This is a genomic window from Micromonospora sp. 067-2, assembly GCF_046549295.1.
In the GTDB taxonomy this organism is placed as follows: domain Bacteria; phylum Actinomycetota; class Actinomycetes; order Mycobacteriales; family Micromonosporaceae; genus Micromonospora.
The window spans coordinates 1-15598 of record NZ_JAJPWB010000014.1; the positions used below are offsets into that span (position 1 = coordinate 1).

12 protein-coding genes and 1 rRNA gene are annotated in these 15598 nt (G+C 73.4%); 11 read left to right on the forward strand and 2 right to left on the reverse strand.

Going from position 1 to position 15598, the window contains the following annotated elements:
• Nucleotides 1-4: 4 nt before the first annotated feature.
• The 4 genes from rrf (at nucleotide 5) to ACLJN9_RS28810 (ending at nucleotide 4182) form a co-directional block, all read left to right on the forward strand.
• Nucleotides 5-121, forward strand: a 5S ribosomal RNA gene (gene rrf / locus ACLJN9_RS28795).
• Between the two features lie 313 nt (nucleotides 122-434).
• Entirely contained in the window at nucleotides 435-2132 is a 1698-nt protein-coding gene (locus ACLJN9_RS28800) for a hypothetical protein (protein ID WP_410814794.1), read from the forward strand.
• Nucleotides 2133-2152: 20 nt separating this feature from the next.
• Nucleotides 2153-3160: a Replicase polyprotein 1ab gene (locus tag ACLJN9_RS28805; protein WP_410814980.1), complete on the forward strand. Its 1008-nt coding sequence runs from the start codon at nucleotides 2153-2155 to the stop codon at nucleotides 3158-3160.
• Nucleotides 3157-4182 carry an HAD-IIA family hydrolase gene (locus ACLJN9_RS28810; RefSeq protein ID WP_410814795.1) on the forward strand — a complete coding sequence of 342 codons (1026 nt, stop codon included), beginning with the start codon at nucleotides 3157-3159 and terminating at the stop codon, nucleotides 4180-4182. The genes ACLJN9_RS28805 and ACLJN9_RS28810 overlap by 4 nt, the downstream gene beginning before the upstream one ends.
• 31 nt (nucleotides 4183-4213) lie before the next feature.
• Here the strand turns inward: ACLJN9_RS28810 and ACLJN9_RS28815 are convergent, their stop codons facing one another.
• Nucleotides 4214-4552 carry an SCP2 sterol-binding domain-containing protein gene (locus tag ACLJN9_RS28815; protein WP_410814796.1) on the reverse strand — a complete coding sequence of 113 codons (339 nt, stop codon included), beginning with the start codon at nucleotides 4550-4552 and terminating at the stop codon, nucleotides 4214-4216.
• A gap of 111 nt (nucleotides 4553-4663) precedes the next feature.
• Here ACLJN9_RS28815 and ACLJN9_RS28820 point away from each other — a divergent pair, with 111 nt between their 5' ends.
• From ACLJN9_RS28820 to ACLJN9_RS28840, 5 genes are all read left to right on the forward strand, one after another.
• Entirely contained in the window at nucleotides 4664-5260 is a 597-nt protein-coding gene (locus ACLJN9_RS28820; protein WP_410814797.1) for a phasin family protein, read from the forward strand.
• A gap of 28 nt (nucleotides 5261-5288) precedes the next feature.
• On the forward strand, nucleotides 5289-5588 hold the full coding sequence (locus ACLJN9_RS28825; RefSeq protein WP_410814798.1) for a hypothetical protein: 300 nt from the start codon (nucleotides 5289-5291) through the stop codon (nucleotides 5586-5588).
• 38 nt (nucleotides 5589-5626) lie between these two features.
• Nucleotides 5627-6487, forward strand: a complete 861-nt coding sequence (locus tag ACLJN9_RS28830; protein WP_410814800.1) for a TlyA family RNA methyltransferase — start codon at nucleotides 5627-5629, stop codon at nucleotides 6485-6487.
• Between the two features lie 103 nt (nucleotides 6488-6590).
• A complete protein-coding gene (locus tag ACLJN9_RS28835) occupies nucleotides 6591-7475 on the forward strand; it encodes an NAD kinase (RefSeq protein WP_410814981.1) in 885 nt (294 codons plus the stop codon).
• A 158-nt stretch (nucleotides 7476-7633) separates the two neighbouring features.
• On the forward strand, nucleotides 7634-11356 hold the full coding sequence (locus ACLJN9_RS28840; protein ID WP_410814801.1) for a S8 family serine peptidase: 3723 nt from the start codon (nucleotides 7634-7636) through the stop codon (nucleotides 11354-11356).
• 71 nt (nucleotides 11357-11427) lie between these two features.
• Here ACLJN9_RS28840 and ACLJN9_RS28845 read toward each other — a convergent pair whose 3' ends face one another.
• Nucleotides 11428-12447, reverse strand: coding sequence for a helix-turn-helix domain-containing protein (locus tag ACLJN9_RS28845; RefSeq protein ID WP_410814803.1), 1020 nt, complete (start codon nucleotides 12445-12447; stop codon nucleotides 11428-11430).
• 90 nt (nucleotides 12448-12537) lie between these two features.
• Between ACLJN9_RS28845 and recN the strand changes: the two genes are divergently transcribed.
• The gene (gene recN / locus ACLJN9_RS28850) at nucleotides 12538-14295 is read left to right on the forward strand and encodes a DNA repair protein RecN (protein ID WP_410814804.1); all 1758 of its coding nucleotides are present in this window, start codon (nucleotides 12538-12540) and stop codon (nucleotides 14293-14295) included.
• Between the two features lie 119 nt (nucleotides 14296-14414).
• The gene (gene steA, locus ACLJN9_RS28855; protein WP_410814805.1) at nucleotides 14415-15593 is read left to right on the forward strand and encodes a putative cytokinetic ring protein SteA; all 1179 of its coding nucleotides are present in this window, start codon (nucleotides 14415-14417) and stop codon (nucleotides 15591-15593) included.
• Nucleotides 15594-15598: the final 5 nt, after the last annotated feature.

Below are 15598 nucleotides of genomic sequence, written 5' to 3' on the forward strand. Positions count from 1 at the left end.
GAGTTACGGCGGTCATGGCGGAGGGGAAACGCCCGGTCACATTCCGAACCCGGAAGCTAAGCCCTCCAGCGCCGATGGTACTGCACTCGTGAGGGTGTGGGAGAGTAGGACACCGCCGGACAATCTTCCAGTCGAGGGCCGCCCCATCCGGGTCGGCCCTCGACTGCGTAGCGCCATTGGTGGCGCAATCAGGAAGGATGTACCTGTGAGTTCAGGACCGCAGGGCGGAGATCGTCCCCGTCGCTACGAAGACCGTACTGACGGCCCGGGTGGCCGCGACAGCGGCCCGCGCCGCGACGACCGCGACCGTCCCCCGTACCGGGGAGACCGCGACAGCGGGGGCGGCGCCCGAGGCGGATACGCCGGCGGCCGCGATGGTGGCTCCCGCGATGGCGGTCCGCGCTCCGGCGCCTCGCGCGAGGGCGGTGGATTCCGTGGCGGCGACCGTCGTGAGGGTGGTTTCCGCGGCGGTGACCGTGATGGTTCGCGTTCCAGCGCTCCGCGTGAGGGTGGCTACCGCGGCGGTGACCGCGACGGTTCGCGTTCCAGCGCTCCGCGTGAGGGTGGCTACCGCGGCGGTGACCGTGACGGTTCGCGTTCCAGCGCTCCGCGTGAGGGTGGCTACCGCGGCGGCGACCGTGACGGTTCGCGTTCCAGCGCTCCGCGTGAGGGTGGCTACCGCGGCGGCGACCGTGACGGTTCGCGCTCCAGCGCTCCGCGTGAGGGTGGCTACCGCGGCGGCGACCGTCGCGAAGGTGGCTTCCGTGACAGTTCACGGTCCAGCGCCCCGCGCGACGGTGGTTTCCGCGGTGGGGACCGTCGCGAAAGCGGCTATCAGGGCGGTGACCGCACGCGCTCCGGCCCGTCCCGAGAAGGTGGCTTCCGCGGTGGTGACCGCGAGGGTGGCTTCCGCGGCGGCGAGCGTCGCGAGGGTGGCTTCCGCGACGGCTCCCGGCCGGGTGCTCCGCGTGAGGGTGGCTTCCGTGGTGGTGACCGTGAGGGTGGCTTCCGCGGCGGTGACCGTCGTGAGGGCGATTTCCGTGGCGGCGATCGTGACGGGTCGCGCTCGGGTGCGCCGCGTGAGGGTGGCTTCCGTGGTGGTGACCGTCGTGAGGGCGGTTTCCGTGGCGGTGATCGTGATGGGTCGCGCTCGGGTGCTCCGCGTGAGGGTGGCTTCCGTGGTGGTGACCGCGAGGGTGGCTTCCGCGGCGGTGACCGTCGTGAGGGCGGTTTCCGTGGCGGTGACCGTGATGGGTCGCGCTCGGGTGCTCCGCGTGAGGGCGGTTTCCGTGGCGGTGATCGTGATGGGTCGCGCTCGGGTGCTCCCCGTGAGGGTGGGTTCCGTGGTGGTGATCGTGACGGCTCGCGTTCGGGTGCTCCCCGTGAGGGTGGGTTCCGTGGTGGTGACCGTGACGGCTCGCGTTCGGGTGCACCGCGTGAGGGTGGGTTCCGTGGTGGTGACCGTGACGGCTCGCGTTCGGGTGCACCGCGTGAGGGCGGCTTCCGTGGCGGTGACCGTGAGGGTGGCTTCCGCGGTGGCGACCGTCGTGAGGGCGGTTTCCGTGGCGGTGACCGTGATGGGTCGCGCTCGGGTGCTCCGCGTGAGGGTGGGTTCCGTGGCGGCGACCGTGACGGCTCGCGTTCAAGTGCCCCCCGTGAGGGTGGCTTCCGTGGCGGCGACCGTGACGGGTCGCGCTCGGGTGCTCCCCGTGAGGGTGGTTTCCGTGGCGGCGACCGTCGTGAGGGCGGTTTCCGTGGCGGTGACCGTGATGGGTCGCGCTCGGGTGCTCCCCGTGAGGGTGGGTTCCGCGGTGGTGACCGCGACGGTGGGTTCCGTGGAGGTGACCGTCGTGAGGGCGGCTTCCGGGGCGGCAGTGACCGCGAAGGTGGCTTCCGGGGCGGTGACCGTCGTGAAGGCGGTGCGCCCCGTGAGGGTGGTTTCCGGGGCGGCGACCGCGAGGGCGGTTACCGGGCCGACGACCGGCCGCGTCGCGAAGGGGAGTTCCGCCGCGACGACCGCGGCGCCGGTTCGGAGTCGTTCGAGGGTGGGCGCAGTTCGGCCCCGGCGTTGCCGGACGACATCGTTGCGACCGACCTCGACAAGGACGTTCGCGCTGAACTGCTCTCGCTGAACAAGCCGGTTGCCGAGACGGTGGCCCGGCACCTGGTCGCCACGGGGCAGCTGATCGACGAGGACCCGGCCGAGGCACTGGCGCACGCGCTGGCCGCTCGGCGGCTCGCGTCGCGTATCTCCGCCGTTCGCGAGGCGGTCGGCCTGGCCGCGTACCACGCGGGGGAGTGGCAGACGGCGATCGCCGAGCTGCGCACGTACCACCGGATGACCGGGCTGCAGAGTCACCTGGCTGTTCTCGCCGACTGTGAGCGGGCACTGGGTCGGGCGGAGCGGGCCATCGACCTGTTCCGCGGCGCCGACCGGGAGAAGCTGGACCAGGCAGTCGCGATCGAGCTGCTGATCGTCGCCGCCGGTGCCCGGGGCGACCTGGGGCAGAAGGACGCCGCGGTCGCGATGCTCCAGGTCCCGGACCTCACCAGCGAGGCCACCGTGCCGTGGACGGCTCGGCTGCGTTACGCGTACGCCGACGCGCTGCTCGCTGTCGGCCGGCGCGAGGAAGCCCGGGAGTGGTTCTCTCGGGCCGCCGACGTGGACACCGAGGGCGAGACCGACGCCGCGGAGCGGCTGCTGGAGCTCGACGGCGTGGTCATCGAGGGCGACGACGAGGACGAGGCGGCCGAGGAGATCACCGCTGGCCCGGGTGCTCCCGGAGCGGTGCCGGCCCGACCGGACACCGACCTGGCCGCCGATGACGACGCGTCAGACCGCGACGACGACGACGACGACGACGACGACTTCGACGACGAGGACGACGACCGCGAGGACGACGACCGCGAGGACGACGACCGCGCCGACGCCGACGCCGACGGGGACTTCGACGACGAGGAGGTCGGCGCTGCCGGCCACTCCGCCGACGACCAGACTGGCGACCAGGCTGACAAGGACGTGGACGTCGACGGCAAGCGCGAGCACGCCGACGCGGACCGCGCTGCCGACCGGGCAGCGCCGGCCGATGCCGGTGACGCGCTGAACACCGACGAAACTGCTCCTGTCCAGGGCGACGAGCCGGGGTCGACGAAGCGATGAGCGCGGACGCTGGGGGGCGGCTGATCGACGGGTACACCCTGGTCGTTTTCGACCTGGACGGGGTGATCTACCTGATCGACCGGCCGATCCCCGGCGCCGTCGAGGCGGTGGCGCGGCTGCACGCCGAGGGGCGGGCGGTGGCGTACGCCACCAACAACGCGTCCCGCCGGTCCAGTGACGTGGCCGACCTGCTGACCGGGATGGGTGTGCCGGCTCGGCCGGAGGAGGTGCTGACCTCCGCGGCCGCCTCGGCGGAACTGCTGCGCGACAGGCTTCCTGCGGGCGCGCCGGTCCTGGTGGTCGGCGCTGAGGCGCTGCGCGCCGAGGTGCGTGCGGTCGGGCTCACCCCGGTTTCCCGGGCGGACGAGGAGCCGGCCGCGGTGGTGCAGGGCTACGGTCCGCAGGTCGGCTGGGCTGAGCTGGCCGAGGCATCGGTCGCCGTGCGGGCGGGTGCCCTCTGGATCGCCACCAACACCGACCGGACCCTGCCCAGTGGGCGGGGACCGCTACCGGGCAACGGCGCGTTGGTCGCCGTGCTGCGTACGGCGCTGGAACGGGACCCCGACGTGGTGGTCGGTAAGCCGGAGTCGGCGCTGTTCGAGACGGCCGCGCGGCGTAGCGACGGTGGCCGGACACTGGTCGTGGGCGACCGGCTGGACACCGACATCGAGGGCGCACGTCGCGCCGGGCTGGACAGCCTGCTCGTGCTCACCGGAGTCAGCGGCGTGGCGGACCTGCTCGCCGCGGAGCCGAAGCGCCGTCCCACGTACGTCGCGCGGGACCTCGCGGGACTCTTCGACCCGGCGTCGACCGTGCGGGTTCCGGGCACGGCGGACATCGCCGGTTGGTCGGTGGCGCAGCATGACGGCACGGTGGAGCTGAGTGGCTCGGGCCGGCCTCTCGACGCGCTCGCCGCGCTCTGCGCGGCGGCCTGGTCGGCCTCGACGCCGCCGCGGATCCGCTCGGCGGGCGCGGACGCGGGTCGCGCGCTGGAGAGTTTCGGCCTGCCCGCAGGCGGGTGACCCGGACCCCGCCCGGCTGACCGAGCGCTGGTCAGAGCAGCTTGCGGAGCTTCAACAGGTCGAACGGATTGGCCTTGATCGACACCCGGCGGGAGGCGACCGCGCCCGTGACGTCCAGATCACCGCGGACCAGGGCGAGTAGGTCGTCGCTCGACGTGCTCAGCGCGATCTTGGCCTTGGTGTCGTCGCCGTCGGTCAGCTCGATCAGACGGCCGCCGCTGATCCGGCCGTGGAAGGCGGTGTTCAGGTCGGTGATCCGGCAGGCCAGCGTCCTGTCGAGGTCGACCCGTTCGCGCACCGTCTCGGCGTTGCGATCCAGCCGTGCGGCCAGGTCCTGTAATGCCTGCCGACACTCGTCCACGCTGGCCACGTCTTCCCCTTACTGATCGCCACACCGTCCCCGGCACCGTACCGCACAGGTCGGTCCCGGGTGCCCGGTAGCGTGGCACCTGAACACCCCGCCCGGCGGAAGGACACAGGCATGCAGGACGCGTGGCGCGCCTACCTCGAACTGGCCATGGGCCTGACGGAGGCGCCCCGGAAGAAGGCCCAGGACGTGGCGCGTCGCCTCGTCGGCTCCGGCGGCGCGACCGCTGCGCAACTCCAGGCTCTCGGCGAGGAACTGGTCACCACCGGCGCGGCCAACCGGGAGGCGCTGACCAAGTTGGTCCGCTTCGAGGTCGACCGGGCTCTCGGCGCCGTCGGTTTGGCCACCTCCGACGAGGTGGCCGAGCTGACCCGGCGGGTGCACGACCTGGAACGGCAGTTGCGCGAGGCACGGGCCGCCGAGCCCGCCAGCGCGCCGTCCGCCGGTCCCACGGCGCAGCCCGACCCGACCCGTGCCGCGCCGCCACACGCCGCTCTGGTGCCGTCGGACGGCCCGGCGGGCGCCCCGGTCTCCGCGGTGGCCAAGAGGGCCGTCGCGAAGAAGGCCGTGGCGAAGAAGGCGGTGGGCAAGAAGGCCGTTGCCAGGAAGCCGCCGGCGACGATCAGCCCGACCGCCGACGAGACACCGACCCCTGCGGTCATGCCGGCCAAGAAGGCCGTCCGCAAGCAGCAACCGGACGGCACCCGGTGAGCGCCGTGCCGCCCGGGCGGAGCCTCAGTTGACGGGCGACGCCCGTCCGGGTCCGCCGTCCGGTGCCCGCCCGGTTCCGCCGCCTGGTGTCCGACCAGGTCCGCCGGCCGGCGGGTCGTTCGCCGCCCGACCCGTCCCACCGATGGGTGCCCGCCCGAGTCCGCTGCCCGAGGTGGACGACGGCGACGTGCCCCGGCATCCGGCGGTCGACGCCGCGGTGCGGGCGATGGCCAACGCGGCGACACTCGCACCAGCCGACCAGATCGCGCAGTACGAGGCGGCCTACGAGACGCTGCGGGAAACCCTCGCCACCATCGACCAGACCTGAACGGGACGACCAGGCCTGAGCAGACCGGAGAACCCCCCATGGCACGTCGCAACCGGCTGGACGCCGAACTCGTCCGCCGCGGTCTGGCCCGTTCCCGTGAGCAGGCGGCCGCGCTGGTGGAGGCCGGCCGGGTCCTGCTGCGCGGGGTGACCGCGCGGAAGGCCGCCGCGATGGTCGACCCCGCCGATCCGCTCCTGGTCACCGGCGCCGACCCCACCGAGGAGTACGTCTCCCGGGGCGGGCACAAGCTCGTCGGCGCGCTGGCCGCGTTCGCGAGCGGCGGGCTGGGCGTCACCGGCCGGCGTTGCCTGGACGCCGGCGCGTCGACAGGTGGCTTCACGGACGTGCTGTTGCGCGGAGGTGCCGCCGAGGTGGTGGCCGTGGACGTCGGTTACGGGCAGCTCGCCTGGTCGCTGCGTACCGACGAGCGGGTGCGGGTCCTGGAACGCACCAATGTCCGTACTCTCGATCCTGAGACGATCGGCGGCCCGGTCGACCTCACGGTGGCCGACCTGTCGTTCATCTCGCTGCGGCTGGTGCTGCCGGCGCTGGCCGGCTGCACCCGCGACGACGGCGACCTGGCGTTGATGGTGAAGCCGCAGTTCGAGGTGGGCAGGGAACGCGTCGGTGCCGGCGGTGTGGTCCGCGACCCGCTGCTGCGCGCCGAGGCGGTGCTCGACGTGGCCGCCGCGGCGGCGCGGCTCGGCCTCGGTCTGGCCGACGTGGCTGCCAGTCCGCTGCCCGGGCCGAGCGGCAATGTGGAGTTCTTCGTATGGTTGCGCCGGGGCGCACCACCGGCCGACCCGGAGCGGGTGCGGGCCGTGGTGGCCGCCGGGCCGGACGGTCCGGCGACGGCCGGCGACGTGCCGGCCGGGGCGGCGGAGGAGGTCGCAGGGTGAACGCGTGCAGCGGGCGTTCCGGCACGGCCCGCGGGACACGCGGGCGTACCGGGGCAGCGACGACGGTGGAACGTCGCCGGGTTCCGGACGGGCGGCAGCTCCGATGAGCCGGACGGCGCTTCTGGTGACCCACACAGGTCGTCGGCGCAGCACCGAGCACGCCCGCTCGGTCGCCGCGGACCTGATCGCCGCGGGCTTCGAGGTGCGGGTGGTCGCCGAGGAGGCCGAGGACCTCGATCTGCCCGGCGTGGTGCCGGTCGTCGGCCCGGAGGCCGCCGAGGGCGCCGAGATCGTCTTCGCGCTGGGCGGGGACGGCACGTTCCTGCGCGCGGCCGAGCTGGCGCGGCCGGCAAAGGCGCCGCTGCTCGGCATCAACCTGGGCAAGGTGGGCTTCCTGGCCGAGGCCGAGATCGACGACCTGGACATTGCGGTCCGCGACGTGGTCGGGCGCAACTACACCGTGGACGAGCGGCTCACCCTGGACGTCACGGCCGAGTTCGATGGTGGGCCCACCATCGAGTCGTGGGCGCTCAACGAGATCAGCGTCGAGAAGGGCGAGCGCGCGCAGATGCTCGAGCTCCTCGTCGACGTGGACGGCCGGCCGCTGTCCCGCTACGGCTGCGACGGCGTGGTCTGCGCCACCCCCACCGGCTCCACGGCGTACGCGTTCTCCGGCGGTGGGCCGGTGGTCTGGCCGGAGGTGGAGGCGCTGCTGCTGGTGCCGATCAGCGCCCACGCGTTGTTCAGCCGCCCGCTGGTCACCGCACCGACGTCCACCTTCGTGATCACCGTGGACCCGTTCACCACCCTCGCGGTGCTCTGCTGTGACGGTCGGCGGGTCTACGACCTGCCGCCCGGCGCCCGGGTCACGGTGCGCCGAGGCGCCCTGCCGGTACGCATCGTGCGGCTGCGGGCCCGCCCGTTCACCGACCGGCTGGTCGCCAAGTTCGGGCTGCCGGTGCACGGCTGGCGGGGAAGTCGCCGCTGACCGCGTCACGAACGGCTGGTGCACGGCGGTTGTCCACCTGACGACATGTCGCTGCTGCGGCGGCCTGCTGCTAGTGACCTGGGAACGCGCTGCGTCGCAGACTCCGATCGGTCCTCGTCTACGGATGACGGACCTGGAGGAGTAGAGGAGCGCATCGCATGCACTGGTTCCCCCGTTGGCTTGCCGCCGGCGCGGTCGGCGTGCTGGTCGTCGGCATCGCCGCACCGGCGTCCGCCGACCCACCCGTCCGATCCGCCGCCGGCACCCCCGCCGCGCCGGCCCCGGGCGCGCCCGCGCCCACCCGCGTCACGCTGATCACCGGCGACCAGGTGGACCTCGTCCAGGCCGCGCCGGGCCGGGTGTCCGCGACCGTCCGCCCCGGCCCCGGCCGGGAACGGGTCATCTTCCAGAGCACACAGGTCGACGGCGGGCTGCGGGTGCTGCCCAGCGACGTGGTGCCGTATCTCGCCGCCGGGGTCCTCGACCCCGACCTCTTCGACGTGCAGGAGTTGGCCGCCGACGGGTACGGCGGGGCCGACGCCCTGCCGCTGATCGTGCGCTACCAGAACCCGAGCGCCGGACGGGTCCAGGCGCTCTCCGGCACCCACGAGGTCCGGCCGCTGGACAGCATCGGCGGTGCCGCACTGCGTGTCGGCAACGGTGAACTCGGCGGCTTCTGGACCGCGCTGCGGGCCACCCCCGCCGGCCGGGCCGCCGCGCCCGGCACGGCCACCCTCGGCGGCGGCGTCGCGCACGTCTGGCTGGACGGCAAGGTCACCGCGACGCTGGAGCACAGCGTGCCGCAGATCGGTGCGCCGCAGGCCTGGGCGGCCGGCCGGGACGGCGCCGGCGTACGGGTCGCCGTCCTGGACACCGGCGTGGACGCCAACCACCCGGACCTGGCCGGCCGGATCGCCGGCAGCCAGGACTTCAGCGGCTCGGGCAGCTCCGTGGACGGCCACGGCCACGGCACCCACGTGGCATCCACCATCGTGGGCAGCGGCACCGCCTCGGACGGCCGGCGCAGGGGCGTGGCCCCCGGCGCGACGTTGCTGGTCGGCAAGGTGCTCGACGACAACGGCTCCGGCTACGACTCGAACATCATCGCCGGCATGGAGTGGGCCGCCCACTCCGGCGCGAAGATCGTCAGCATGAGCCTCGGCGGCAGCGCCACCGACGGCACGGACCCGATGAGCCAGGCGCTCAACGACCTCACCGCGCAGACCGGCGCACTGTTCGTGGTGGCCGCCGGCAACGAGGGCGCCGCCCGTACCGTCGGCGCGCCCGGTGCGGCCACCTCGGCGCTCACGGTCGGCGCGGTGGACCGCGACGACCAGCTCGCCGAATTCTCCAGCCGCGGACCGCGGGTGGGCGACAACGGGCTCAAGCCGGAGATCACCGCGCCGGGCGTCGGCATCATCGCCGCGCGCGCCGCGGGCACCACCATGGGTACGCCTGTCGACGACGCGTACACGCAGGCGTCCGGTACCTCGATGGCCACCCCGCACGTGGCCGGCGCGGCCGCGATCCTCGCCCAGGAGCACCCCGACTGGACCGCCTCCCAGTTCAAGGACGCGCTGGTCAGCACCGCGAAGGGCAACCCCGCGCTGACCGTCTTCGAGCAGGGCGGCGGTCGGGTCGACGTGGCCCGGGCTCTCGGCCAGCGGGTGTACGGCACCGCCACCGCCGACTTCGGACGGTTGAGCACCGGCGCCGCGCTGGTCGAGCGGACCGTCACGTACACCAACGGCACCTCGGCCCCGCGAACCCTGCGGCTGGCCCTGGACCTGCGCAACCTGGACACCGGCGTGGCCGAGACCGACGGGGTCTCGGTCGGCGGCGGCGAGGTGACCGTGCCGGCCGGCGGCAGCGCGACCGTGCCGCTACGCGCCGACCCGGCGAAGTTGGACCGGGGTGTGCACAGCGGATGGCTGGTGGCCACCGGGGCGGACGGCGTCGCCGTGCGTACGGCGGTCGCGCTCACCCTCAGCGGCCCGGTGCACACCGTCACCGTCCGGGCGCTGGACATGCAGGGCCAACCGGCCGTCGTGCCGGTGTTCACCCTGTTCGGCGAGCACCCCGAGTCCGACTTCCTCGGTTGGGTCCCCGGCGAGATCCAGGTGCAGGTCGAGGAGGGCCCGTACCTGGTGGAGGCGCTGATCGAGCACGGCGCTCCGCTGGACGAGCAGATCACCCTGGTCACCGACCCCGAGTTGGTGGTGACCCGGGACGTCACCCTGGTGCTGGACCCGCGCAAGGGCACTCCGGTGCGCGTCGAGACACCGAAACCGACCGAGCAGCGGGCGACGATCAGCTTCTACGAGCACCGGATCTTCGGCAACGGCCGGCAGGTCGACCACGGCGTGATGACCTTCAGCACCATCCAGCAGGTCAACGTCACTCCGACCCGCCCGGTGACCAGGGGTCAGTTCGAGTTCGCCTCGCGCTGGCAGTTGGTCGCGCCGATGGTGGACGCCCGGATCAGCGGGGTGTCCGGTCCGCTGGACATCAACCTGATGGGCACCTCGCCCGCGCCGGCCGACCGGCGGAAGCTGCCGCTGGTCTGGGCCGGCACCGGCACCGCCGCCGAACTGACCCGGGTCCGTGGCGCCGCCGCGCTGCTCACCACCAGCCCGGATGCCTCCGAGGAGGAGCAGATCGCGGCGGCAGCGGCGGCCGGCGCGGTGTCGGTCCTCGTCGTGCGGCCGGAGGACCGCAGCGCGTGGACGGTCTGGACCCCGCTGGGCGACCGCCTTCCCGTTCCCGCGCTGGCGGTGGCGTACGACGACGGGCAGAAGGTGATCGCGGCGGCGAGACGCGGCCGGGCGACGATCGACCTGAAGCTGACCGTGGACAGCCCCTACCTGTACGACGTGTGGCAGGTCTCGACGGGCCGGGTCCCGGAGCGGATCGTGCACCGGGTCACCGCGCGGAACACCGCCGAGGTGACCGCCCGCTACGGCAGCGTCGGCGCCGAGTGGGTCAGCGAGCAGCGGTTCGGTTGGCGTCCGTGGCAGGAGACCTCCTGGAACGACGACCAGCGGCTGGTGCGGGCCGGCACCACCCGGCAGGAGTTCGTCAGCTCCGGTGACAACTGGTGGCAGCACCGGGTCCTGCACAAGATGACGTGGTCGAGCTGGGGGCGCCTGATCGGCGGGTTGAACGAGCAGCCCCGGCGGTACGCCGCCAACGACCGGGACACCGAGACCTGGCACGCGCCGGTGGTCCGGCCGGCCGTGCCGGCCGTCGGGGGTGCGCCGGTGCCGACGCGTACCGGGGACACGCTGGACCTGCGGGTGGCCGAGTTCGTCGATGCCGACGGGCACTACGCCCCGGCCGGTGGCAGCGAGGAGTCGGACACCGTCGAGGCCCGGCTCAGTCGGGACGGGCGGCAGATCGCCGACCTCTCCGGCGGCTGGGCACCGGTGCCCACCACCGCCGGGTCGGCCCGCTACCGGCTGGACCTGACCACGCAGCGATCCTCGCCGGAGTGGCGCTACGCCACGCGTACCGAAACGGCCTGGCAGTTCACCTCGGCACGACCCGCGGGCGACAAAGTCACGCCGTTGTCGCTGCTGCAGGTGGACTACGCGGTGCCGGCCGACCTGCGCGGCACGGTCCGGGGGAACCGGTCACACCAGCTGGGGCTGACCCTGCGCCAGCCCGCCGGGGTACGCGCACCCAGCGGCACGAGCGTCCGGGTGGAGGTCTCCTTCGACGGGGGCGCCACCTGGCGCTCGGCGCGGACCACCGGTTCGGGTACCCGGTACACCGCCACCGTGCCGGCGGGGCGCGGAACGGTGTCGCTGCGGGTGCACGCCGCCGACCGGGCCGGGAACACCGTCGACCAGACGGTGCTCCAGGCGTACGGGTTGCGCTGATCGGGCGGGGCGGGGCGGGAGTCGTCCCGCCCCGCCGGGCCCGCCGTCTTCTCGACGGCGGGCCCGCCGCGTCAGAGCCAGCCCCGGCGGGCGGCCTGGTAGGCCAGCCCGGGCCGGGTGTCCACGCCGGCGGCGGCCATCAGGTCGGCGAGTCGCCGCTGCACGGTCCGCCGGCTCACCCCGAGCTGGGAGGCGATGGACTTGTCCGGTACGCCCGCCACGAACAGCGACAGCAGCCGCGCCTCGTCGGCGTCGGGCTGGTAGCCGCCACCCGGGTGGTCTCCAGGGTCCGGTCGCCGGACCTCGGTGGTCGGCACGGCGAGCGGGTCCTCCAACCGCAGCCGGGTGGCCGACCGCCAGTGGCTCTCGAAGAGGGCGAGCAGCGCGTCGAGCAGTTGGCTGCGACCGATCACGGCGGCGCTCGGCTCACCGCCGTCACGGTCGGGCACGAGCGGGCAGATCGCGGTGCGAGCGTCCACGATGGCCAGCCGGACCGGCAGCCGGTCCAGGACCCGGGCCTGCTCGCCGGCGGCGACCCCCTTGGCCAGGTCGGCCAGCGCGCCCGGCTCCAGGAGCAGGTCCCGCTCGTAGATGGCCCGGTAGCTCACCCCGCGAGCCAGCGCGTCGAACTCCTCGACGTTCTCCGGGCCGGCCATGGCGAGGGGGTTGGCCCGGCAGAACCACAGCACCTCGGTACGCGCCGAATTCTGCAGATCGCGCAACCGGTCCCGGAGCACCCGGGTGCCGGTGATCACCTCGACCAGGTGGTCGACGTGGTGCCGACGCAGCCCGGACCGGTACTCCTCGGCGAGCTGGGTGACCCGCCGCCGGGCCGCCTCCAGATCCTCCTGCCGGCGCAGCAGCGTCGCCCCGAGGGCGACGTCCGGGGCGGTCGGGCGCAGGGGAGCGTCCGGATCGGTGTCGGTGGCCTGCACCAGGCCCTTGGCCCGCAGGGCCGCGACCTGCGCGACCACCTGCTCGCGCGGCCGGTCCAGCCGGCGTGCCAGCTCGTCGATCCGGGCCGCGGTGAGCTGGAGCAGGCAGCGGTAGAGCTCCTCCTCGGCCGGGCTCAGGCCGATCACGTCCAACACGGGGCAGAACTGTACGTCCACCAGGTGTCGGGCGTGCTGCGGCCCGGTCGGCTGGTCAAGTGTCGGGCCTCGCGTCTACTGTCGGGTGCTGTGCTGGAAGAGCTGCGCATCACCGGACTGGGCGTCATCGAGGACACGACGCTGCCGTTGACCGGCGGCATGAACGTCATCACCGGCGAGACCGGTGCGGGCAAGACGATGGTGGTCACCGGCCTCGGCCTGCTCTTCGGTGGCCGGGCCGACGCCGGGCGGGTTCGCGCCCAACCCGGCCGGGCCGTGGTGGAGGGGCGACTGCGCCTGCACGGTCGCGTCGCGGACGCGGTGCACGCCCGGATCACCGACGCCGGGGGTGAGCCCGACGAGGACGGCTCGTTGCTGCTGAGCCGCACGGTGACGGTGGAGGGCCGGTCCCGCGCCCACGTCGGTGGCCGGAGCATGCCCGTGTCGATGCTCGGTGAGGTCGGCGAGCAGGCGGTGGCCGTGCACGGCCAGTCCGACCAGTTGCGGCTGCTGCGCCCGGCCGAGCAGAGGGCCGCACTGGACCGCTTCGCCGGCCCGGGGCACGAGAAGTTGCTCGACGCGCTGCGCGAGGCGTACACCGGGTGGCGGCGGGTTGTCGACGACCTGGCCGACCGGCGGCGCAACGCCCGCGAGCGCAACCAGGAGGCCGACCTGTTGCGGCTCGGCCTCGACGAGATCACCCGGGTCGATCCGCAGCCCGGCGAGGATGACGACCTGAAGACCGAGGCGCAGCGGTTGGAGCACGCCGAGGGTCTGCGTACGGCCGCGCAGGTGGCCCAGCAGTGCGTGGCGGGCGGCGTGGAGGCAGCCGACGAGACGCCGGACGCCACGGCGCTGCTCGGCAGCGCCCGCCGCACCCTGGAGGCGCAGGCCGGCACCGACCCGGCGTTGGGCGAGTTGGCGGCCCGGCTGGAGGAGGCGGCCACCCTGGTCACCGACGTCTCTGCCGAACTGTCGGCGTACCTGGCGACGTTGGACGCCGACCCCGCCCGGTTGCAGCACCTCTACGAGCGGCGGGCCGCGTTGCGCGCGCTGACCCGCAAGTACGCCGACGACGTCGACGGGGTGATCGCGTGGGCCGAGCGGGCCCGCAGCCGTCTGTCCGACCTGGACACGTCCGACGACCTGCTCGACGAGCTGGAGCGGGATGGTCAGCGGCTGGCCGGCGAGGTGGCCGATCTGGCCGGTCGGGTGTCGACCTCCCGACAGGAGGCGGCCGTCCGCTTCGCCGACCAGGTCACCGTCGAGCTGGCCGGGCTGGCCATGCCACATGCGCGAATCGAGGTGGCGGTGGTGCCCCGTCCGGTCGGGCGGTCGGAGCCGTCGCTGCCGGTGAACGGTGTCGAGGTGGGTGTCACCCCGGACGGCGGCGACGAGGTGGAGCTGCGACTGCTGGCCCACCCGGGCGCTCCGTCGCTGCCGTTGCAGCGTGGAGCCTCCGGCGGCGAGCTGTCCCGGGTGATGCTCGCCATCGAGGTGGTCTTCGCGGGCTCGGGTGGGCCGCCCACGCTGGTCTTCGACGAGGTCGACGCGGGGGTCGGTGGTCAGGCGGCGGTCGAGATCGGCCGGCGGCTGGCCCGGCTGGCCCGCAGCCACCAGGTGTTGGTCGTCACGCACCTGCCGCAGGTGGCTGCCTTCGCCGACCGGCACCTGGTGGTGGCGAAGGACACCGGTGGCGCGGTGACCACCAGCGGAGTGCGGGTGGTGGAGGACACCGAGCGTGCCCGGGAGCTCGCGCGGATGCTCGCCGGTTTACCCGACTCTGATCTGGGTATCGCCCACGCCGAGGAGCTTCTGGCTGTGGCGGCGAAGGAAAGGCGACCGTGACGCCGCGTATTGTGACGGCAGGCACACCGGCCCGTGTCCAGGTGTGCTTCCCTGGGTAGGCGGCCCTGCTCAGGCATGTCGCGACAGAAAAACCTGCCTCACATGCCAGGATGGTCACGATGCGTCTACCCACGTTGCGCCGGAACCGGACCGCCGAGCCGGGCAGAGTCCTCGGCACCGCGCGCCTCGATCGCCGGACAAAACGCCTGGTCGGCCGGCTGCGCCCGGGTGACATCGCGATCATCGACCACGTCGACCTAGACCGGGTGGCGGCCGATTCGTTGGTCGCCGTCGGGGTCGCGGCGGTGCTCAACGCCAAGCCGTCGGTCTCCGGTCGCTATCCCAACCTCGGCCCGGAAGTGTTGATCGCCGCCGGCATTCCGCTCCTGGACGACCTCGGGGAGGGCGTCTTCGAGCAGATCCGCGAGGGTGACCAGGTGCGCATCGAGGGCAACACGGTCTTCGCCGGGGACGAGCCGGTGGCACTCGGCAGCCTGCAGGACGCCGAGTCGGTCGCCAAGGCGATGGCCGACGCCCGGGAGGGTCTCTCGGTCCAGTTGGAGGCGTTCGCCGCCAACACGATGGACTACCTCCGCCAGGAGCGCGACCTGCTGCTCGACGGTGTGGGCGTGCCGGATATCGAGACCCAGATCCAGGGTCGGCACTGCCTGATCGTGGTGCGCGGTTACGACTACAAGGCCGACCTTGACGTGCTGCGCCCGTACATCCGGGAGTTCAAGCCGGTGTTGATCGGCGTCGACGGCGGCGCCGACGCGCTGGTCGAGGCCGGGTACACCCCCGACATGATCATCGGGGACATGGATTCGGTCAGCGACGACGTGCTGCGCTGCGGCGCCGAAGTCATCGTGCACGCCTACCCGGACGGGCGGGCCCCCGGGCTGCCCCGGGTCGAGGGGCTCGGTGTTCCGGCGGTGACCTTTCCGGCGGCGGCCACCAGCGAGGACCTGGCGATGCTGCTGGCCGACGAGAAGGGGGCCTCGCTGCTGGTGGCCGTCGGCACCCACGCCACGCTTGTCGAGTTCCTGGACAAGGGGCGGGGTGGGATGGCCTCGACGTTCCTGACCCGACTGAAGGTCGGCGGCAAACTCGTCGATGCCAAGGGCGTGAGCCGGCTCTACCGGCAGAGCATCTCCGGTTCGTCACTGCTGTTGCTGGTGCTCTCGGCCATCTCCGCGATGGCCTCCGCGGTGGCCGTGTCCACCGTCGGAAAGGCGTACCTGGGCGTGGTTGCCGAGTGGTGGGACAATTTCGTGTTCCAGCTGTACCGCCTTTTCTAGTTTCC

Coding starts and splice junctions, on each gene's coding strand:
- ACLJN9_RS28810 (WP_410814795.1), top strand. CDS start 3,157: ATGAGCGCGGACGCTGGGGGGCGGCTGATCGACGGGTACACCCTGGTC.
- ACLJN9_RS28820 (WP_410814797.1), top strand. CDS start 4,664: ATGCAGGACGCGTGGCGCGCCTACCTCGAACTGGCCATGGGCCTGACG.
- ACLJN9_RS28830 (WP_410814800.1), top strand. CDS start 5,627: ATGGCACGTCGCAACCGGCTGGACGCCGAACTCGTCCGCCGCGGTCTG.
- ACLJN9_RS28835 (WP_410814981.1), top strand. CDS start 6,591: ATGAGCCGGACGGCGCTTCTGGTGACCCACACAGGTCGTCGGCGCAGC.
- ACLJN9_RS28840 (WP_410814801.1), top strand. CDS start 7,634: ATGCACTGGTTCCCCCGTTGGCTTGCCGCCGGCGCGGTCGGCGTGCTG.
- steA (WP_410814805.1), top strand. CDS start 14,415: ATGCGTCTACCCACGTTGCGCCGGAACCGGACCGCCGAGCCGGGCAGA.